At 66.2% G+C, this 18,535-nt stretch carries 16 protein-coding genes; 11 read left to right on the top strand and 5 right to left on the bottom strand.

What is annotated here, in order from left to right; genetic code table 11:
- Positions 1-15: 15 nt before the first annotated feature.
- On the bottom strand, positions 16-513 hold the full coding sequence (locus MLE27_RS00180; RefSeq protein WP_279355604.1) for a tautomerase family protein: 498 nt from the start codon (positions 511-513) through the stop codon (positions 16-18).
- Positions 514-559: 46 nt separating this feature from the next.
- The gene (locus MLE27_RS00175; protein ID WP_243309835.1) at positions 560-1,099 is read right to left on the bottom strand and encodes a hypothetical protein; all 540 of its coding nucleotides are present in this window, start codon (positions 1,097-1,099) and stop codon (positions 560-562) included.
- Positions 1,100-1,182: 83 nt separating this feature from the next.
- Here MLE27_RS00175 and MLE27_RS00170 point away from each other — a divergent pair, with 83 nt between their 5' ends.
- From MLE27_RS00170 to MLE27_RS00150, 5 genes are read left to right on the top strand one after another with little or no spacing between them, the layout of a single operon-like run.
- A complete protein-coding gene (locus MLE27_RS00170; protein ID WP_243309834.1) occupies positions 1,183-2,406 on the top strand; it encodes a class I SAM-dependent rRNA methyltransferase in 1,224 nt (407 codons plus the stop codon).
- Positions 2,403-3,206: an MlaE family ABC transporter permease gene (locus MLE27_RS00165; protein WP_243309833.1), complete on the top strand. Its 804-nt coding sequence runs from the start codon at positions 2,403-2,405 to the stop codon at positions 3,204-3,206. The genes MLE27_RS00170 and MLE27_RS00165 overlap by 4 nt, the downstream gene beginning before the upstream one ends.
- 46 nt (positions 3,207-3,252) lie before the next feature.
- Positions 3,253-3,711, top strand: a complete 459-nt coding sequence (gene mlaD, locus MLE27_RS00160) for an outer membrane lipid asymmetry maintenance protein MlaD (protein WP_243309832.1) — start codon at positions 3,253-3,255, stop codon at positions 3,709-3,711.
- On the top strand, positions 3,711-4,283 hold the full coding sequence (locus MLE27_RS00155) for a Tgt2/MlaC family protein (protein WP_243309831.1): 573 nt from the start codon (positions 3,711-3,713) through the stop codon (positions 4,281-4,283). The genes mlaD and MLE27_RS00155 overlap by 1 nt, the downstream gene beginning before the upstream one ends.
- Before the next feature lie 11 nt (positions 4,284-4,294).
- On the top strand, positions 4,295-5,089 hold the full coding sequence (locus tag MLE27_RS00150) for an MlaA family lipoprotein (protein WP_243309830.1): 795 nt from the start codon (positions 4,295-4,297) through the stop codon (positions 5,087-5,089).
- A gap of 87 nt (positions 5,090-5,176) precedes the next feature.
- On the opposite strand, the gene MLE27_RS00145 is transcribed toward MLE27_RS00150, so the two are convergent.
- Together MLE27_RS00145 and MLE27_RS00140 are read right to left on the bottom strand one after the other, a co-directional pair.
- A complete protein-coding gene (locus MLE27_RS00145) occupies positions 5,177-6,970 on the bottom strand; it encodes a diguanylate cyclase domain-containing protein (protein WP_243309829.1) in 1,794 nt (597 codons plus the stop codon).
- Positions 6,971-7,070: 100 nt separating this feature from the next.
- Positions 7,071-7,340 (bottom strand): hypothetical protein, encoded by a 270-nt coding sequence (locus MLE27_RS00140; protein WP_243309828.1) that lies wholly within the window; start codon positions 7,338-7,340, stop codon positions 7,071-7,073.
- A 135-nt stretch (positions 7,341-7,475) separates the two neighbouring features.
- Here MLE27_RS00140 and MLE27_RS00135 point away from each other — a divergent pair, with 135 nt between their 5' ends.
- Positions 7,476-7,856 (top strand): restriction endonuclease, encoded by a 381-nt coding sequence (locus MLE27_RS00135; protein ID WP_243309827.1) that lies wholly within the window; start codon positions 7,476-7,478, stop codon positions 7,854-7,856.
- 35 nt (positions 7,857-7,891) lie between these two features.
- On the opposite strand, the gene MLE27_RS00130 is transcribed toward MLE27_RS00135, so the two are convergent.
- On the bottom strand, positions 7,892-9,187 hold the full coding sequence (locus tag MLE27_RS00130; protein WP_243309826.1) for an NAD(P)/FAD-dependent oxidoreductase: 1,296 nt from the start codon (positions 9,185-9,187) through the stop codon (positions 7,892-7,894).
- A gap of 342 nt (positions 9,188-9,529) precedes the next feature.
- On the opposite strand from MLE27_RS00130, the gene MLE27_RS00125 reads away from it, so the two are divergent.
- The 5 genes from MLE27_RS00125 (at position 9,530) to MLE27_RS00105 (ending at position 18,534) form a co-directional block, all read left to right on the top strand.
- Positions 9,530-11,626, top strand: coding sequence for an acetate--CoA ligase family protein (locus tag MLE27_RS00125; protein ID WP_243309825.1), 2,097 nt, complete (start codon positions 9,530-9,532; stop codon positions 11,624-11,626).
- Positions 11,627-11,646: 20 nt separating this feature from the next.
- Complete coding sequence (locus MLE27_RS00120) at positions 11,647-12,714, top strand: phosphotransacetylase family protein (protein ID WP_243309824.1); 1,068 nt, start codon at positions 11,647-11,649, stop codon at positions 12,712-12,714.
- A gap of 32 nt (positions 12,715-12,746) precedes the next feature.
- Positions 12,747-16,640, top strand: a complete 3,894-nt coding sequence (gene nifJ / locus MLE27_RS00115) for a pyruvate:ferredoxin (flavodoxin) oxidoreductase (protein WP_243309823.1) — start codon at positions 12,747-12,749, stop codon at positions 16,638-16,640.
- A gap of 85 nt (positions 16,641-16,725) precedes the next feature.
- On the top strand, positions 16,726-17,058 hold the full coding sequence (locus tag MLE27_RS00110) for a Rap1a/Tai family immunity protein (RefSeq protein WP_243310071.1): 333 nt from the start codon (positions 16,726-16,728) through the stop codon (positions 17,056-17,058).
- A gap of 315 nt (positions 17,059-17,373) precedes the next feature.
- The gene (locus MLE27_RS00105) at positions 17,374-18,534 is read left to right on the top strand and encodes an ABC transporter permease (protein ID WP_243309822.1); all 1,161 of its coding nucleotides are present in this window, start codon (positions 17,374-17,376) and stop codon (positions 18,532-18,534) included.
- The last annotated feature ends 1 nt before the right edge of the window (position 18,535 follow it).

Here is an 18,535-nt window from a genome sequence, read left to right as displayed (position 1 = left end):
GGGCGGCAACCGCCCTTACACCTTCACCTTATAGCCCAGGTCCACCAGGTCGGCCCGCTGCCCGCCCCGGATGCCCCAGTTTTCGCGGGGCTGCTCCACCACGATAACGAATATATCCGAGGGCTCCACGCCCAGCGCGCCCAGATTGCTCACCACGCGGGCGTAGAGCGCGCCCTTGGCTTCGGGGCTGCGCCCGGCGAAGGCGTGGATCTCCACCAGGGTGTAGCGTTCGGTTTTGCCGGGTGGCAGCAGCCATTCTCCGGGGGCGTATTCGTTCAGGCGGATGTTGCGGTCGGGCTCGGGAATGCCGAAAGCCGACACCAGCGCCTCATGCACGGCCTCCAGGAGCGCGTGTTTCTGTTCAGGGCTGCGGCCCTTGAAAACGCTGACGGCTACGAGCGGCATGGACTCCTCCGGTGGTTGCTGTGTCGCGCCGCGCGGCGCGGTTCGGGCACGGTGTTCGGCCTCCGGCTCCGGGCTCAGGCTCGGGCATCGGGAATCAGGTTCCGGCATCGAGCTCCGGCTTCAGGCTCGGGCGTCGGGCCCCGCGAAAGGCGGGCTACTGCACCTTGTCCAGCTTCCTGGCTTCCTGCTCGGGAGTGGGGATGGCCCCCTTGGGCACGTCCGTGGTGCCGGCCGGGGCCGGGGTCTGCGCTTCGTGGCCGCCCGCCTGGGCGGCGGGCTCGGCCGGGGTCTGCGCTCCAGGCTGGGGCGCACTAGACTGGGGCGCGTCGGGGCGCCCTTCGCGGTAGGCTGAGGCCGAAATCTGGTTCTGCATGTCGGTGAGGCGCTTGTTCAGGTTCAGCATGGAGGACCGCAGGTCCTCCAATTCGTTCAGCCGCAAGGCGGCGCAGTCGTCCAGCTGGTTCTTCTGCTCGGCCAGGCGGGCCTCCAGCTCGGACTGGATGCGCTCGCGCTCCAGGCGGAGGGCCATTTTTTCCTCTTCCTGCCGCTTGCGTTCCATGTTTATAGATTCCAGGTGCGACCGCGCCTCGAGCATGTCCTTCTCGAGGGAGAGGTAACGCGTGGCCACCAGGGTCGAGAGTGCCGCCGCAGCGGCCGTGACGACCGCGAAGAGGATGAATGCTGCCGTACGCATGAGAGAAAAATAACCCTCAACGGTTTCATTCTCAAGACGAAATATTGCAAAGCCCGCCCGGAAGTCCTACAGGACCGTCGCTTATGAACCTTCCAATTCTCCATCTGAAAAAACACGAGGAACGCCGCCTCAAGGTGGGGCACCTCTGGGTGTTCTCCAACGAGGTGGACACCGCCCGCAGCCCCCTCGCATCCTTCAGCCCCGGCGACCAGGCGGTGGTTGTCTCCGCGCGCGGCCAGGCTTTGGGCGTGGGTTACGTGAACCCGGGCTCTCTGATCCTGGCGCGCATCTGCGACCAGAATCCGAACGCCCGCCTCGGCAGGGAATGGCTGCGCGACAGGATCGCCCAGGCCCTGGCCCTGCGCGAGGCGCTCTTCCCCCGGCCGTACTACCGCATGGTCTTCGGCGAGGGCGACCACCTGCCCGGCCTGGTGGTGGACCGCTACGCCGACGTGCTGAGCGTGCAGTTGCTCACCGCCGGCATGGAGCGCCTGCGCCAGGACGTGCTGGACGTGCTGGACGAGTTGGTGCGCCCCCGCGCGGTGCTGCTCAAGGGCGACGTTCGCTCCCGCCAGTTGGAGGGCCTGCCCCTCGAAGTGGTGGCCGCCAAGGGCGACGTGCCCGACGAGGTGGAGGTGCTGGAGGGCGAAGGCCTCTACAGGGCCAGCCTGGCCTCGGGCCAGAAGACCGGCTGGTTCTACGACCAGCGGCCCAACCGCCTCTCCCTGCTGCCCCTGTGCAAGGGCCGGCGCGTGCTGGACGTGTTCAGCTACGTGGGCGCCCTTGGCGTGGGCGCGGCCCTGGCCGGGGCCACCGAGGCCGTCTGCGTGGACGCCTCCGGCGCGGCCGCCGAGCACGTGGCCGCCAACGCAGCCCGCAACAACGTTTCCCAGAAGGTGCGCGCCGTGAAGGCCGACGCCCAGGACTTCCTGGAGGAGATGGCCGCCAAGGGTGAGCGCTTCGACGTCATCAGCCTGGACCCGCCCGCCTTCGTCAAGCGCAAGAAGGATCTGGAACAGGGCATGGGCGCCTACCACACCGTCAACAAGCTGGCCGCCAGGCTGCTTGCCCCCGACGGCTTCCTGCTCACGGCCTCCTGCTCCCAGCACATGGAGGAGCAGCAGTTCCAGCGCCTGATCGTCTCGGCCCTTTCCGGAAAGCGGCGCTCACAGCTGGTCTGGCGCGGCGGCCAGGGTCCGGACCACCCGGTGCACCCGGCCATGCCCGAAACGGCCTACTTGAAATCCCTGCTGTTTCGCGTAACGGCTGCTCCCACCTCCAGTGACGGCCATTCCCAAAATCCATGAAAACACTCTCCGGCATTCTCGACATTCCGGCATCCGTCGGGCGCATGGCCCTGGGGCTGGCCTGGGAGCTCGGCTCCCTGTTCCTGTTCGTCTGCCGGGGTGCGTTGCTGGCCTTCAGCCTGCCTCTGCAGTGGGCCAAGACCGTGCAGCAGGTCTTCTTCATCGGGGTGAAATCCGTCTCGGTGATCCTGCTCATCGGGCTTTTCACCGGCATGGTACTGGGATTGCAAGGGTATTACACGCTGGTGAAGTTCGGGGCCGAGGGCCTGCTGGGCGTGGCCGTGGCCCTCTCCATCATCCGGGAGCTGGGGCCGGTGCTCACGGCCATCATGATTACCGGACGGGCGGGCTCCTCCATGGCGGCTGAACTCGGCATCATGCGCATTTCCGAGCAGATAGACGCCCTGGACGCAATGGGCGTAAGCCCGGTGCGCTACCTGTTCAGCCCCAGGCTGGCCGCGTCGCTCATCTGCTTTCCGCTGTTGACAGCGATGTTCGACGTCATAGGGATAATGGGCGGCTACCTGACCGGCGTGCTCATGCTGGGGGTGAGCCCCGGCATCTACATGGCCCGCATCTATGACGGCGTGGTCATGCAGGACGTCACCAGCGGGTTTGTGAAGTCGGCTGTGTTCGCCGTGCTGGTGGCCTCGATCTGTTGTTACCAGGGTTACTACGCCCATCGACGCGAGGGCGGATTCGGCGCCAGAGGCGTGAGCCTGGCCACAACCACCGCGGTGGTGGCCTCCTGCGTGTCCATCCTGGCGGCTGATTACGCCCTGACCTCTTTTTTGCTGTAAGAATGAAGTTGCATTACAGAATTGGCGGACCTATTGGATGGAGACAATGAAGAGCTACTCGCTTGAAACCGCAGTGGGACTGTTCGTCCTGGCCGGGCTGCTCTGCGTGGGCTACCTGAGCGTCAAGCTCGGGAAGATGGAGCTGTTCGGGGCCGACGGCTATGTGGTCAAGGCCCGGTTCATCGACGTCACCGGCCTCAAGGAGGGCGCCAGCGTGGAGCTGGCCGGGGTGCGCGTTGGAAGGGTGGAGGCCATCGGCCTCTCGCCTGACAAGCGCGCCATTCTGGACCTGCGCCTGAGCAAGGGCGTCAAGCTCACCGATGACGCCATCGTCTCCATCAAGACCAACGGCCTCATCGGCGACAAGTACGTCAAAATCACCCCCGGAGGTGCGGGCGAGCCCGTGCCGCCCGGCGGCATGCTGACGGAAACGGAATCTTCCGTGGACCTGCAGGATCTCATCGGCAAGTATGTGTTCGGTGGAGTGAAGGAGGAGAAGAAATGATGGCCCGCGCCATCGGCACGATCTTCCTCGTGCTGCTTTTTTCGCAGGCGGCTTTGGCCGCCGAAGCCAAGGACGCGCTGAAATCCAGCGTGGATGCCGTGCTGAACGTGTTGACCACCACCAAGGCCGGGGATCCGGGCCGGGTGGAGAAACTCTACGCCGCGGTCGGGCGCGTGTTCGACCCCGAAGAACTGGCCAAGCGCACGCTGGCCGCCAACTGGGAAAAATTCAGCGCGGACGAGCGCCAGCAGTTCACCAGGGCCTTCGTCAAGCTGCTGGAGCACACTTACCTGCGCCGAATCGAGGCCTACACCGACGAGAAGGTCGTTTTTCTGGACGAAGCCCCGCTGGGCGAAGGCCGGGCCGAGGTGAGCACCAAGATAGTCACTTCCACAAAGGAAGTGCCTATAGTATACAGGCTCATCAAGAAATCCGACTGGAAGGTCTATGACGTGACGATCGAAGGCGTGAGCCTCGTCCAGAACTATCGCAACCAGTTCAATCAGATTCTGGTCAAGGAATCCCCCGCGCAGCTCATCAGCCGCGTGGAATCCATGGGTTCGGCCAGCTAGGGGTCTTCAAGATGCTCGACGGCAAACGCTTCCTCGTCATTGTGCTGCTGCTCGCGGCCTTCGCCGGCCTTGCCGGGTGCGCCTCAAAGAAGGCGGCCCCCGCTGCCGCAGCCGACCCCGCCGACGACTTCGGGCCTGTGGTTGCCGACCCCATCGAGCCTTGGAACCGCTTCTGGTTCGCCTTCAACGACACCCTGTACATGGGCGTGGGCAAGCCCTTCAGCGCGGTCTACACCCGGGTGCTGCCCAAGTACGGCAGGGACCGCATCGAGAACGCCTACTCCAACTTCCTGTTCCCGGTCCGCTTCGTCAACGCCGTGCTCCAGCTCCGGCCGGACATGGCTTCGCGGGAATTGGGCAGGTTCCTCATCAACTCCACCTTCGGCCTGGGCGGCCTCTACGACCTGGCCGCCTCCAAGCCGGACATGGGCCCGCAAAAGCTCGACTTCGGGCAGACCCTGGGCGTGTGGGGCTTCGGGCACGGGTTCTACCTCGTGCTGCCGGTGCTCGGCCCCTCCTCCCTGCGCGACGGCATCGGCATGGCCGGGGACGTGGCCGCCCAACCCACGACCTACCTGAACACGCCCATCGTGCTTACCTTGGCGATCTCCGGCGCTGGCCGCGTGAACCGCTTCCCCGAGATGATCGACATCTACGAGGAGCTCAAGCGCTCCTCCATCGAGCCCTACACCGCCGCCCGCGACGCCTACGTCCAACTGCGCGCCAAGGTCATCGAGGACGCAAGGCGCTCCAACCCGGTCTTCGGCGGCCATAAGACGTCCGAGGCGGCCACGACCGCGCCCTGACCCGCCGACCGACCCACAACGAATCCGGCCCGGCCGCATCCGAGGATGCGCGCCGGGCCGTTGTTGTTTCTTGGGCGGACTGCCGGCTCAAGGCGACGGCGGGTTCGCGTCAGGCTGTCCGTCCGGGCCGGATCTGGCGAAGCGGAAGGCGTTGCGCCCGGCGTCCTTGGCGGCATACATGGCCATGTCGGCTTTCTGGATCAGGGTCGTGGCGTCGGAGCCGTCCCAGGGATAGAAGGCCACGCCGATGCTGGTGGAGAGCTTGAGCGTATGCCCGTCGATGGCGTACGTCTCGAACACGGCGCCCAGCATCTTTCCCGCCACGGCGGCCGCTCCCTCGGGGGTCTTGACCTCGGGCAGGATGACCAGGAATTCGTCTCCGCCCATACGGCCCACCGTGTCCGACTTGCGCAGCAGCGCGCCCAGACGGCCAGCCACGGCCTGAAGCAGCTGGTCCCCGATGTTGTGCCCCAGCGTGTCGTTGATCTGCTTGAAACCGTCCAGGTCCAGCAGCATCACGGCCAGCAGGCAGCCCTTGCGCCTGGCCTGGGCCAGGCCCTGCTCCAGCCTGTCCGCCACCAGGAAGCGGTTGGGCAGGCCGGTGAGCGCGTCATGGTAGGCCATGCGCCTGATGGTCTCCTCGGCGGTGCGCTTCTCGGTCACGTCCTGCAACGTCAGCAGGAAGCCCTCGGCCTGGTTTCCGCCCCCGCGAATGCCGGCCACCCGCCCCTCAAGATAGCGCATGCCTTTCGTGCTGCCTAGCTGGATGCAGAAGCTGTGCTCCTTGCCGCGTTTGGCGTCGGCGAGGATCTTCCTGAAACTCCGGGCCGTCACCCCCAAGGCCCGGTGCAGCCCCAGCAGATCCTGTCCTATCCCCTCGCCCTCGGGCAGGGAGAGCATCCTGCGCGCGGCCTGGTTGACGAAGGCCAGCGTGTTTCCTTCACTGGCGGCTATGCCCAGGTCCATGGAGGAATTGAGAATACTGTCAAGATAGATGGATTTCCGGGCCGCCTCGCCCACGGCCTCCCGCAGCATCTCGTCCTTTTCGCGGATGACCTCGCGCAGCATCTCGACATAGCGCGCCTCCATCCCCTTGACGATGTCGGACTGGGTCAGCAGGCCGCGCACCTCGCCAGCGCCGTCCACCACAACGAGCCTGCGGATCTTCTTCCGGCTCATCATGGCCGCGGCGTTGTGCACCGAGGTATCCTCGTCCACGCAGACCACCGGTCGGGACATGGCCTGTCCCAGCAGCGTGGCTTTCAGGTCCAGGCGGCCGGAAAGCAGCCCGACCATGTCCCGCTCAGTGAGAATGCCCTCCGGCTTGCCGCCGGAAACAGCCACCACGCAACTGAACGGCCCCCGGATCATCAGCTCCATGGTTTCGGACAGATTCGCCTCCGTGGAAAGAGTCGCCAGGGCGCGCGTCATGATCTGGCCCACGCGCTTGACCTCCACGAAGTATTCCACACCCAGGTGCTGGACCATGTTGGTCTGGGTGACCATGCCCACAGCACGGTCTTTGGCGTCCACAACCACGAGGTGCCGGATGCCTTTGTTCAGCAATAGGCTGAAAGCCTCGTGTACGGGCGTATCTTCTCCAGCGGTGCACACCGGAGACGTCATGATCTCGCTCAACGGACGTTTCAAGCCGTCCTGCCCGGCCCCGGCCAGGGCGGTGAGGGCTCCCCTCTCGGTGAGGATGCCCACAGGCCGGCCCCGGTTCAGACATACCAGGGCGCTGATGCGCTCCTTGTGCATCTGCTCCAGGGCGCTGCCCAGAGTCGCGCCGGAGCGGATGCTGACGAGCCCTTGAGTGAGGATGTCTTTGAGGATGGTTCGTGAGCGCGGGCTGGTTATCGCGGGGTGGGTGACGGACATGGTGACTACGCCTGTAATGAGATTATTTCTTATACAGTTTTTACAAGCACAAGTCGATTCATTTGTACGCGACGGAATCCGCCAGCATCGACAGATCCAGCTATTTCCTGAAGCCGCGCATCATCAGCCGGTCGCAGTGGTGCTCGCAGGCGTCGACGCGGGCCTCCTCCCGGATCTCGCGCGTCCAGTCCGCCTGGGTGTTGCCCGGCTTGGGCGAGTGCTTCCGGCAGGCTTCGATGCACTGGCGGTACTGCTCGGCCACGCGCCGCTCCTTCTCGCTCTCGGACGAGGCCGCGAACCCGTTGGCCGCGGGGCCGCAGAACAAGGCCAGAGCCGGAACGAGAAACAGGGCGGCGAAAGCGGATCTCATGGCTTTTTCCTTTTTCATGTCCCACTTATCGGAAGCTGCCTCTTGCAATTTAGGGCCGGAAGGCTCACAGGGAGCATATCCTGCGCCGCTGAGGCGCAATCCGGCTCGGATCGAAACATTTTCACGGGAGGGCACATGAGCGGCACGACCACGCGCAAACTCGGCGCTCTCGAGTCCATCCGCAAGTTCTGCGTGGCCTGCATGGGCGGCTCCTACCAGCTCGTGGCCGAATGCGGCGCCATCGGCTGCCCCCTGCACTGCTTCCGCATGGCCGACGCGGAAGACACCGACAGGCCCCCCGTGCGCGCCATCCGCAGGCAGTGCCTGATCTGCAGCGGGGACCGCGAGGGCGTGCGCTCCTGCGCCGCCTCACCCAACTGCCGCGCCCCCTTCGAGCCCTGCCCCTTGTGGCGCTTCCGCCTGGGCTCACGCCCGGAGATTTTCGAGCGCCGCAAGCGCAAGGCGCAGCGCACCCCGCTGACCCTGCCCGGGCTCACCCTGCCCAAACCGGCCTGATTGGCCCCCTAGCGCCCGCCCTGCCCTTCCACGGTTTATTCCGCGTCCGCCTTTTCGGCCTCCCGCGCCTTCCTGGACCTCGCGGGGATGATCAGGCGCACGGAGCGCTCGAAGAACAGGTAGTCCCAAGCCCAGTTGATGAGCACCGCCAGCCTGTTGCGGAAGCCGATGAGCATCATCAGGTGCACGAAAAGCCAGACGGCCCAGGCCCCGAAGCCCATGATGCGAAGCCTCCCCAGGCTGGCCACCGCCGCCGAGCGGCCCACGGTGGCCATGATCCCCTTGCTGCGATAGCGGAACGGCTTGAGCTTTTTGCCTTCGAGCAGCCGCAGGGCGTTTCTTGCGGCCGCGCGCCCCTGGTCCATGGCCACGGGGGCCAGCATGGGCAGCGCGCCGCCCGGCCCCTCGAACCAGGACATGTCCCCCACCACGAAGATTTCAGGGTGGGAGCGGACCTGCAGGGTCTCGCCCACGGGGATGCGCCCGCCGGGGCCGACCTCCAGCCCAAGATCCCGGGCCGCGTCCGGCCCGCTGACGCCCGCCGCCCAGACCACGGTGCGCGTGGGCAGGGAGCTGCCGTCCTTGAAGTCCACCCTGTCGGGCCCCACTTTTGAAACCACGGCCCCAAGATGCACCTCCACCCCTTTGCGGCCCAGGGTGTTCAGGGCGTAGCGCTGCTGCGACTCGTCAAAGGGCCCCAGCACCTTCTGGCCAGCCTCCACCAGCACCACGCGGGCCTGGCTCAGGTTCAGCAGGGGGAAATCCTTGGCCACCGGCCCGCGGATGAGCTCCGCCAGGGCTCCGGCGAACTCCACGCCCGTGGGGCCGCCCCCGGCCACCGCGAAGGTTAGCAGTTCGCGTTGCAGGGCCGGGTCGTCCGTGAGGGAGGCCTGCTCGAACATGCGCATGATGTGGTTGCGCAGGGCGATGCCCTCCTCCAGGCTCTTGAGCCCGAAGCAATGCTCGGGCGCGCCCTCCACGCCGAAGAAGTTGGTCTGGCTTCCCAGCGCCAGGATCAGGCAGTCATAGGGAATGGGCGGGCCGTCGGTGAGCAGGGCGCGGTTCTCGAAATCTATCCCGAGAACCTGCCCCAGGGCCACCCGCACGTTGCGGTGGCGCCTGAACACCCCGCGCACGGGGTAGGCCACCTGGCTGGGCTCCAGTTCGGCCGCCGCGACCTGATAGAGCAGGGGCAAAAAGGTGTGGAAGTTGTGCCTGTCCACCAGAACCACGTCCACCCCCGCTCCGGCCAGGGTTTTGGCCGCCCAGAGGCCGCCGAAACCGGCCCCAGCCACCACCACGGTCTTCCTGCCGCACCCGGTCTTCGGCATGCCTCCTCCTCCCAGCATTGACGCTGTTTCCCGGCGTCATTGACGCCCCCCCACACTTGGGGCATAGAATGCGGCCAGCCCGCCAGCCGCTGTCCGAACTACCGGACGGATTCTCCCCATGCGACCGTCCGAATAACCGGACTAACGGACTCAATCCGGCGAACCGGACAACGGTTTTTCATCGTAAGCTACCGATATCACGACTTTAGGCATAATGGAACGGAAGTTGTATTAGTTTTTTTCGGCCATCAGCCGAAGCGGTTTCGCCGGGGGGACAAGGCGGCCGCTTTTTTCTAACCAACTGGTATTTCCTGGGCCTCGCCCAGCCTTGTGGAGAAACGGATGCACCTTGACGCGCTTTTCAGCCCGAAAACCGTGGCCGTCATCGGCGCATCCAGGTCTCCCGGAAAGATCGGTCACACCATCTTCCAGAACATGATCGAGGCCGGCTTCAAGGGGGAGCTCTTCCCCGTCAATCCAAAGCCCGGCACCATCCTGGGCCACACCATCGTCACCGACATCTCCAAGCTGCCCCCCTCGCTGGACCTGGCCGTGCTGGCCGTTCCGCGCGACGCCGTGCCCGGGGTGCTCAAGTCCCTTGTGCCGCACAGGCTGCGCGCCGCGGTGGTCGTCTCCGCCGGGTACCGCGAGTCCGGCCGGGAAGGCTGGAAGATCGAGGCCGAGGTCGCCCGCATCTGCCACGACAACGACATCGCCCTCATCGGCCCCAACTGCCTGGGCGTGCTCTCCACCGCCGACGGGCTCAACGCCTCCTTCGCCCCGGGCTTCCCCAAGCGCGGGGACATCGCCTTCTTCTCGCAGTCCGGCGCGCTGTGCTCCGCCATCATGGACTGGGCCATCGGCGAATCGGTCGGGTTCTCCAAGTTCGTGAGCCTGGGCAACAAGGCCGTGGTGGACGAGACCCACATGCTCTACTCCCTCTCGCAGGACCCGGACACCAAGGTCGTCCTGGGCTACATCGAGAACATCGAGCACGGCGAGGCCTTCCTGCGCATGGCCCGCAAGATCACCCGGGAGAAGCCCGTGATCGTGCTCAAGGGAGGCACCACCGCCGCGGGGGCCAAGGCCGCGTCCTCCCACACCGGGTCCATGGTGGGCTCGGAGCACGCCTACGAGGCGGCCTTCCGCCAGACGGGCATCCTGCGCGCCAGGACCATATCCGAAATGTTCGACCTGGCCCAGGCCTTCTCCTCCCAGCCGCTGCCCGCCGGGCCCAGGCTGGCCATCGTCACCAACGCGGGCGGCCCGGCCATCCTGGCCGCCGACGCCACGGAGAAGTCCCACCTGGCCATGGCCCAGCTTTCCGCGGGCACCATGGAGGCGCTCAAGAAGAGCCTGCCCACCACGGCGGGCATCTACAACCCCGTGGACCTGCTGGCCGACGCCGACGACTCCCGCCTGCGCAAGAGCGTCTCCGCCCTGCTGGCAGACCCCCTGGTGGATTCGCTGCTGGTGCTCATCGCGCCCACGGCCTTCACCGACGCCGCCAAGATGGCCAAGGCCGTGGTCAAGGCCTCCGACGGCACCCTCAAGCCCGTGATGTGCTGCTTCATGGGCAAGTCCCGCATGGAGGAGGGGGTGGCCATCCTCAAGGAAGCCAAGATCCCCTGCTACACCTTCCCGGAGCAGGCTGTGCGCAGCCTGGAGGCCATGTACCGCTACGGCCTGCGCAAGAGCCGCCCCTCCCCGGTGATGGCCAGCGTGGAGGGCCGCAAGGACATTGTCCGCCGCGTCCTCAAGGACGTGCGCGCCCAGGGCATGACCGAGATTCCCGAGGAGCTGGCCCAGGAAGTGCTCAAGGCCTACGACCTGCCCGCCGCCGAGGCCATCCTGGCCAGGACCTCCGACGAGGCCCTGGCCGCCGCCGCCAAGATCGGCTATCCGGTGGTCTGCAAGGTGGCCTCGCCCCAGATCACCCACAAGGCCGACGCCGGCGGCGTGGCCACGGGCGTCGCCACCCCCGAGGAACTGCGCTCGGCCTTCCTGGACATCACCGGCCACGTGAAGATCACCCGGCCCGACGCCCACGTGAGCGGCTGCATGGTGCAGGCCCAGGCCCCGGACAACATGGTCGAGGTGACCATCGGCTTCCGGCGCGACGACAACTTCGGCCCCCTGCTGCGTTTCGGCCTTTCCGGCATCTACACCGACGTTCTGGGCGACGTGAGCTACCGCCTCGCGCCCGTCTCCATGCACGACGCAAGGCAGCTCATCCGCGAGATCGACTCCTACATGCTGCTCAAGGGCGTGCGCGGGCAGGCCCCGGTCGACATCGAGGCCCTGGAGGACATCGTGATCCGCGTCTCCCAGATGGCCCTGGACTTTCCCGAGATCTACGAGGCCGAACTCGGCCCGGTGCTGGTCAACAACGAGCGCGCGATCATCGCCGACGCGCGGCTCATGCTGCTGCCACAATAGCGAACGGAGAACCCCTCACCATGCCCGGCCTGTACATCGGTTCAACCGTCCCCTTTTCAGGGAAGAACACCCTCTGCCTGGGGCTTGGCCTCAAGTTCCGCGCCGAGGGGTTGAGCGTCGGCTATTTCAAGCCCGTGGGAGCGCAGGCCGCAAGGATCGGCGACTCCTGGGGCGACCTGGACGCCCACACCATCAGCCAGGCCCTCGGGCAGGACATCGCGCCCGAACTGGCCACCCCGGTGCTCGTCACCCAGGACTTCATGCACAAGGCGTTCACCCAGGGCCCCGGCATCGACCGCACCGGCCCCATCGTGGAGGCCTTCAAAAAGATCTCCAAGGGCAAGGACATCACCCTCGTGGGCGGCTCGGGCGGGTTCTCCCACTCCGGAATATACGCCGGGGTGGACGGCCCCACCGTGGCCAAGGCCCTGAACGCGCCCGTGCTCATCGTGGACCGCTGCACCCACGAAATGCATTACGACTACCTGCTCTCCATCAAGGAGACCATGGGCGACAAGCTGCTCGGCTGCGTGCTCTCCGACGTGCCGGGCCACTACCTGGAGGAGCTCAACGCCGTGCTGATCCCCTTCCTGGCCTCTCGGGGCATCAAGGTGCTGGGGCTCATCCCGCATGACAGGCTGCTCGGCGCCATCACGGTGAACGCCCTGGCCGAGCGCCTGGGCGGCAAGCTCATCTCCAGCGCCCAGAAGGGCGAGGTGGTGGCCGAGAGCTTCCTCATCGGCACCATGCAGGTGGAGAACTTCCTGACCCATTTCCGCAAATACCCCAAGGCGGCCGTCATCCTGGGCGGCGACCGCTCGGACCTGCAGCTCGTGGCCATCGAAGGCCGCTGCGCCTGCCTGATCCTCACCGGCAACCTCTACCCCAACGACATCATCCTCTCGCGTGCCGAGAACGCGGAGGTGCCCATCATGGTGGTACGGGACGATACGTATTCCGTGGCCCGCAGAATGGAGTCCCTGCTCGCCAGGCACAAGCTGCGCGACCCCCACAAATTCCAACAAGCCGCCCAGCTTGTTGCCGCCAACCTCGACGTTGCGGCCATCAAGCAGGGTCTTGGACTCTAACCCATATACATCCCTCTAAAAAGGAACGAGTAATGGCACAGAAACTCATCAAAACCGTGGACGGCAACACCGCCACCTCGTGGGTGGCCTACGCCCTGTCCGAGTGTGCGGCCATCTACCCCATCACGCCCTCTTCCAACATGGGCGAAATGGTTGACGATTGGGCCTCCCAGGGAATGAAGAACATCTTCGGCCAGAAGGTCTCCGTGCGCGAGATGCAGTCCGAGGCCGGCGCCGCCGGCGCCGTGCACGGCTGCCTGGCCGCCGGCGCGCTCACCAGCACCTACACCTGCTCGCAGGGCCTGCTGCTGATGATCCCCAACATGTACAAGATCGCCGGCGAGCTGCTGCCCGGCGTGTTCCACGTCTCCGCCCGCGCCGTGGCCGCCCACGCCCTCTCCATCTTCGGCGACCACCAGGACGTCATGGCCTGCCGCCAGACCGGCTTCGCCATGCTGGCCGGCTGCTCCGTCCAGGAAGCCCACGACATGGCCCTGGTGGCGCACCTGGCCGCCATCGAGTCCAGCGTGCCCTTCCTGCACTTCTTCGACGGCTTCCGCACCTCCCACGAAGTGCAGAAGATCGAAGTGCTGGCCGTGGAGGAGATCGGCAAGCTGGTCAACCAGGAGAAGGTCGCCGAGTTCCGCGCCCGCTCCATGAACCCCGAGCATCCCCAGGTTCGCGGCACCGCCCAGAACCCCGACATCTACTTCCAGGGCCGTGAAGCCGCCAACAAGTACTACGAGGCCGTGCCCGGCATCGTGAAGCAGGTCATGCAGAAGGTCTCCGCCGCCACCGGCCGGAGCTACGGCCTGTTCGAGTACTACGGCGCCGCCGATGCCGACCGCGTCATCGTGGCCATGGGCTCCTCCTGCGAGGCTATCAAGGAAGTGATCGACGCCTGCAAGGGCGAGAAGATCGGCCTGGTCACCGTGCGCCTGTACCGCCCCTGGAACGCCGAGGCCTTCCTGGAAGTGCTGCCGAAGACCGCCAAGACCATCACCGTGCTCGACCGCACCAAGGAGCCCGGCTCCCTGTACGAGCCCCTCTACCTCGACGTCGCCACCTCCCTGCGTGACGCCGGCAACGACGCCATGCTGCTGGGCGGCCGCTACGGCCTGGGCTCCAAGGAGTTCACCCCCGCCATGGTCAAGGCCGTGTTCGACAACATGGCCGCCGGCAAGAAGAAGCGCTTCACCGTGGGCATCACCGACGACGTGGCCAACACCTCCCTCGAGGTGCCCTGCTTCGCCGACACCACCCCCGTCGGCACCGTACAGTGCAAGTTCTGGGGCCTGGGCTCCGACGGCACCGTCGGCGCGAACAAGGAAGCCATCAAGATCATCGGCGACAACACTGACATGTACGCCCAGGGCTACTTCTCCTACGACTCCAAGAAGTCCGGCGGCATCACCGTGTCCCACCTGCGCTTCGGCTCCTCGCCGATCCGCTCCACCTACCTGGTGAACGCGGCCGACTACGTGGCCGTCCACAAGGCCAACTACGTCCAGCTCTACGACGTGCTCGAGGGCATCAAGGAAGGCGGCACCTTCGTGCTGAACTCCAACTGGACCCTGGCCGACATGGAAGCCCAGCTGCCCGCCGCCTTCAAGCGCGCCGTGGTGGCCAAAAAGCTGAAGTTCTACAACATCGACGCGGTCAAGATCGCGCAGTCCGTGGGCCTGGGCGGCCGCATCAACATGATCATGCAGACCGCCTTCTTCAAGCTCTCGGGCGTGCTGCCCTTCGAGAAGGCCGTCGAGCTGCTCAAGAAGTCCATCCAGAAGGCCTACGGCAAGAAGGGCGAGAAGATCGTCCAGATGAACATCGACGCCGTGGACCAGTGCGTGGCCAACCTGGAGGAAGTGAAGTACCCCGCCTCCTGGGCCGACGCCGCCGACGCCGCCAAGGGCGCCGAGACCGCTCCCGACTACATCACCAAGATCGCCCGCCCCGTGCTGGCTCAGAAGGGCGACTCCCTGCCCGTCTCCCTGTTCGACCCCGCGGGCGTCACCCCGGTTGGCACCTCCCGCTTCGAGAAGCGCGGCGTGGCCATCAACGTGCCCGTGTGGATCAAGGAAAACTGCATCCAGTGCAACCAGTGCGCCTTCGTCTGCCCCCACTCCGCCATCGTCTCCGCCCTGGTGAACGATGAGGAGAAGATGCGCGCCCCCGCCACCTTCGAGACCCTGCCCGCCACCGGCAAGGAGCTCAAGGGCCTGGGCTTCCGCATCCAGATCAACACCCTGGACTGCTACGGCTGCGGCAACTGCGCGGACATCTGCCCCTCCAAGAAGAAGGCCCTGGAGATGGTCGCCATCGAGACCCAGACCGCCACTGAAGTGCCCAACTTCCAGTTCTGCGAGACCCTGGCTCCCAAGGACGACCTGATGAGCCGCTCCTCCGTGAAGGGCTCCCAGTTCCAGACCCCGCTGATGGAGTTCTCCGGCGCCTGCTCCGGCTGCGGCGAGACCCCGTACGTGCGCGTGCTGACCCAGATGTTCGGCGAGCGCATGATCATCGCCAACGCCACCGGCTGCTCCTCCATCTGGGCCGGTTCCGCCCCCACCACCCCCTACTGCGCCAACAAGAACGGCCACGGTCCCGCCTGGGGCAACTCCCTGTTCGAGGACTGCGCCGAGTTCGGCTTCGGCATCGGCTTCGCCGTGACCCAGCGCCGCGAGCTGCTCAAGACCAACGTGATCGCCGCCCTGGGCGAGTCCCTGTCCGACGAGCTGAAGGCCGCCCTCACCGGCTGGCTGGACGGCTACATGGACGCCGACAAGTCCGCCCTGTTCGCCAAGCAGATCAAGTGCCTGCTGGCCTCCTGCGCCAACAAGTCCGCCGCTCTGAAGGCCATCGAGGCTGACGCCGACATGCTGGTCAAGAAGTCCGTGTGGTGCTTCGGCGGCGACGGCTGGGCCTACGACATCGGCTTCGGCGGCCTGGACCACGTCATCGCCTCCGGCGAGGACGTCAACATCCTGGTGATGGACACCGAAGTGTACTCCAACACCGGCGGTCAGGCCTCCAAGGCCACGCCCACGGGCGCCATCGCCAAGTTCGCCGCCGCCGGCAAGCGGACCCGCAAGAAGGACCTTGCCCGCATCGCCATGACCTACGGCAACGTCTACGTGGCCTCCGTGTCCATGGGCTACAACAAGCAGCAGCTGATGAAGGCCTTCGCCGAGGCTGAAGCCTACGCCGGCCCCTCCATCATCATCGCCTACGCCCCCTGCATCAACCAGGGCATCAAGCGCGGCATGGGCAAGACCCAGGAAGAAGAGCGTCTGGCCACCGTTTCCGGCTACTGGCCCATCTTCCGCTACAACCCCATGCTGAAGGCCGAGGGCAAGAACCCCTTGACCATCGACTCCAAGACCCCCGACGGCACCGTCGCGGACTTCATCATGGGCGAGAACCGCTTCGCCGCCCTGGACAAGATGATCCCCGACACCGCCAAGCAGCTGCGCACCACCCTGGAGAGCGACGTCGTCGACCGCTGGGTCCAGCTCTGCGCCCTGGCTGGCGTTGACTCCGGCATCGAGGCCTCCAAGGCTGCCGACGCCGCCGCCGTGGCCACCGGCTTCGAGGCCTGCACCCTGACCGCCACCGCCGAGCACACCGGCGGCGACGGCGAGCCCTGCCCCGCCGGCCGCGCCGGCATGAAACCCCCCACCCACCCCCCCCCCGGGCGGCCGCAAGGCCGCCCGGGGCTCATATTTCCCGGATTTCCTGCCGCCCATCCCGGCAGGAAGCCCCGCACAGCGCAATGCTGTCGCCCCCGGGATCGGCTGGTACAAGACTCGCGGCATCGCCCCACCACAACCCCGCCCTACCCGTCGCGAGTCTATCCACGCTGCCCACACACCGGCCGGTCCTACCGAGCGGGGGGAAGAGCCCTCTCCCCCCGCTCTTCTTTTTGAAGCCCGGCAATGGTGTTCCAGCCTTGCCGGGTTTCCGCTATAGTCCCCCCGCGGCAACCGCCGCCGGGGGGATATGACCGTGAAGATGTTTGCCTGCGCCCTGCTCTGCCTGCTTCTGGCCGCCGCGCCCGCCAGCGCCAAGTTCGTCACACCGCTGCAGCTCATGGAGCAGCTCGACTCCGGCGAATGCACGAAGAACAGCTCGGCCCGAGGCTATATCCTGGGCGTGTACGACAGCTTCGAGGGCACGCTCTACGCCCAGCACGAGAACCTGTCTGAGGATGAACTGGTGCGCATCGTGTCGGCCTACCTGCGCACCACCGCCAAGGAGACCACCTTCTCCGCCCAGGTGCTCATCATGCAGGCCCTGGAGGCCCACTTCAAAGCCAAGGAAGGGCCGTACACGGTGCAGCCCTAGGCCCGAGCAGCCTCACCGCGGGCCGCCGCTTCCTCGCGGGGGCTCTCGCCTCTTTCCACCTGCGGGCCGCCGCCTCTTTCCAGGCCTGCACGCATCCTCGCTCTCGGCAGGCTCACAGGATCTCCGTTCCGCCTGCGGGCGGCCTCCCGCGTCCGCATCCCGTCCCTCCAAGTACACACTTACGCAGAGGGCGTGCGCTTCCGTCGACACTTGTAACTTCCCCCTCCCGGCAAGCCCTCTAGGGGCTGAGGCCGCGCGACCGGCCCGTCCCGCCACAGCACGTCGGCGCAGCCCCCCAGGATCCAGGCAAAAACCATGTTCCACATAGCCCTGAAGATGCTCTTCGGAGACCCCGGGAAATACCTGGGCATCATAACCGCCATCGCGCTCTCCTCCGTCATCATGGTCCAGCAGCCCGCCATGCTGGTGGACATGCTCTCGCAAACCTACGGCACCATCTCGGACATCTCCCTGCCGGACATCTGGGTCATGGACCCGGGCGTGAAATCCGTGGACGACTCCAAGCCCATCCAGGACACGCAGCTCTACCGGGTGCGCGGGGTGCGCGGGGTGGAGTGGGCCGTGCCCTTCTACAAGGGCATGCAGAAGGTCCGCCTGGAAAACGGCGAGAGCGCCATGTGCCAGCTTGTCGGACTGGACGACTCCACGCTCATCGGCGGCCCGGCGGTGATGCTCAAGGGCAGGCTGGCCGACCTGCACATCCCCGACGGCGTCATCGTGGACGAGTCCGGGGCGCGCGGCAGGTTGGCCAAGCGGGCCTGCGAGGAGTGCCCCCCCGTGCCCATCGGCGTGGGGGACATACTGGAATTCAACGACACGCGCGCCCTGGTGGTGGGCGTCGCCCGCTCCACGCCGAGCTTCATGTCCCAGCCGGTGGTCTTCACCACCTACAGCCGGGCCAAGACCCTGGCCCTCTCGGAGCGCAAGATGCTCAGCTTCGTGCTGGCCAAGGCCAAGCAGGGCGAGGCTCCCGAGGCCGTGGCCAGGCGCATCTCCGCCGAAACCGGGCTGACGGCCTATTCCTCCGAGGAGTTCAAGCAGGCCTCCCTGGAGCACATCGTCAAGCACACCAACATCCTTGTGAACATCGGCTTCGTGGTGCTCATCGGCTTCGTGGTGGGCACGGCGGTCACAGGCCAGATCTTCTACAACTTCACCTTGGACAACCTGCGCTATTTCGGGGTGTTCAAGGCCATGGGAGCTTCCGACCGGACGCTTCTGGGCATGATCCTGCTGCAGGCGCTGTTGGTGGGCTTCGTGGGCTTCGGCTTCGGCGCGGGCGCGACCGCCGCCTTCATGCACGCCACGGCGGGCGGCCCCGGGCCGCAGGCCAAGCTGACCTGGCAGTTGCTGCTCGGCAGCGGCGGAGCGGTGATGTTCATCGTGCTGCTGGCCGCCTTCATCAGCGCGCGCAAGGTGCTGCGCCTGGAAACAGCGGTGGTCTTCAAGGCATAGG

Source organism: Fundidesulfovibrio agrisoli, assembly GCF_022808715.1.
Lineage (GTDB): Bacteria > Desulfobacterota > Desulfovibrionia > Desulfovibrionales > Desulfovibrionaceae > Fundidesulfovibrio > Fundidesulfovibrio agrisoli.
This window is presented reverse-complemented; position numbering and strand designations above follow the sequence as displayed.

Excerpts from the sequence above, each read along its gene's own strand:
- MLE27_RS00135 (WP_243309827.1), top strand. The coding sequence starts at position 7,476 with ATGAGCGGCACGACCACGCGCAAACTCGGCGCTCTCGAGTCCATCCGC.
- MLE27_RS00120 (WP_243309824.1), top strand. The coding sequence starts at position 11,647 with ATGCCCGGCCTGTACATCGGTTCAACCGTCCCCTTTTCAGGGAAGAAC.
- MLE27_RS00145 (WP_243309829.1), bottom strand. The coding sequence starts at position 6,970 with ATGTCCGTCACCCACCCCGCGATAACCAGCCCGCGCTCACGAACCATC.
- mlaD (WP_243309832.1), top strand. The coding sequence starts at position 3,253 with ATGAAGAGCTACTCGCTTGAAACCGCAGTGGGACTGTTCGTCCTGGCC.
- MLE27_RS00105 (WP_243309822.1), top strand. The coding sequence starts at position 17,374 with ATGTTCCACATAGCCCTGAAGATGCTCTTCGGAGACCCCGGGAAATAC.
- MLE27_RS00175 (WP_243309835.1), bottom strand. The coding sequence starts at position 1,099 with ATGCGTACGGCAGCATTCATCCTCTTCGCGGTCGTCACGGCCGCTGCG.
- MLE27_RS00155 (WP_243309831.1), top strand. The coding sequence starts at position 3,711 with ATGGCCCGCGCCATCGGCACGATCTTCCTCGTGCTGCTTTTTTCGCAG.
- MLE27_RS00140 (WP_243309828.1), bottom strand. The coding sequence starts at position 7,340 with ATGAGATCCGCTTTCGCCGCCCTGTTTCTCGTTCCGGCTCTGGCCTTG.
- MLE27_RS00170 (WP_243309834.1), top strand. The coding sequence starts at position 1,183 with ATGAACCTTCCAATTCTCCATCTGAAAAAACACGAGGAACGCCGCCTC.
- MLE27_RS00165 (WP_243309833.1), top strand. The coding sequence starts at position 2,403 with ATGAAAACACTCTCCGGCATTCTCGACATTCCGGCATCCGTCGGGCGC.
- MLE27_RS00125 (WP_243309825.1), top strand. The coding sequence starts at position 9,530 with ATGCACCTTGACGCGCTTTTCAGCCCGAAAACCGTGGCCGTCATCGGC.
- MLE27_RS00110 (WP_243310071.1), top strand. The coding sequence starts at position 16,726 with ATGTTTGCCTGCGCCCTGCTCTGCCTGCTTCTGGCCGCCGCGCCCGCC.
- MLE27_RS00130 (WP_243309826.1), bottom strand. The coding sequence starts at position 9,187 with ATGCCGAAGACCGGGTGCGGCAGGAAGACCGTGGTGGTGGCTGGGGCC.
- MLE27_RS00180 (WP_279355604.1), bottom strand. The coding sequence starts at position 513 with ATGCCGGAACCTGATTCCCGATGCCCGAGCCTGAGCCCGGAGCCGGAG.
- MLE27_RS00150 (WP_243309830.1), top strand. The coding sequence starts at position 4,295 with ATGCTCGACGGCAAACGCTTCCTCGTCATTGTGCTGCTGCTCGCGGCC.
- nifJ (WP_243309823.1), top strand. The coding sequence starts at position 12,747 with ATGGCACAGAAACTCATCAAAACCGTGGACGGCAACACCGCCACCTCG.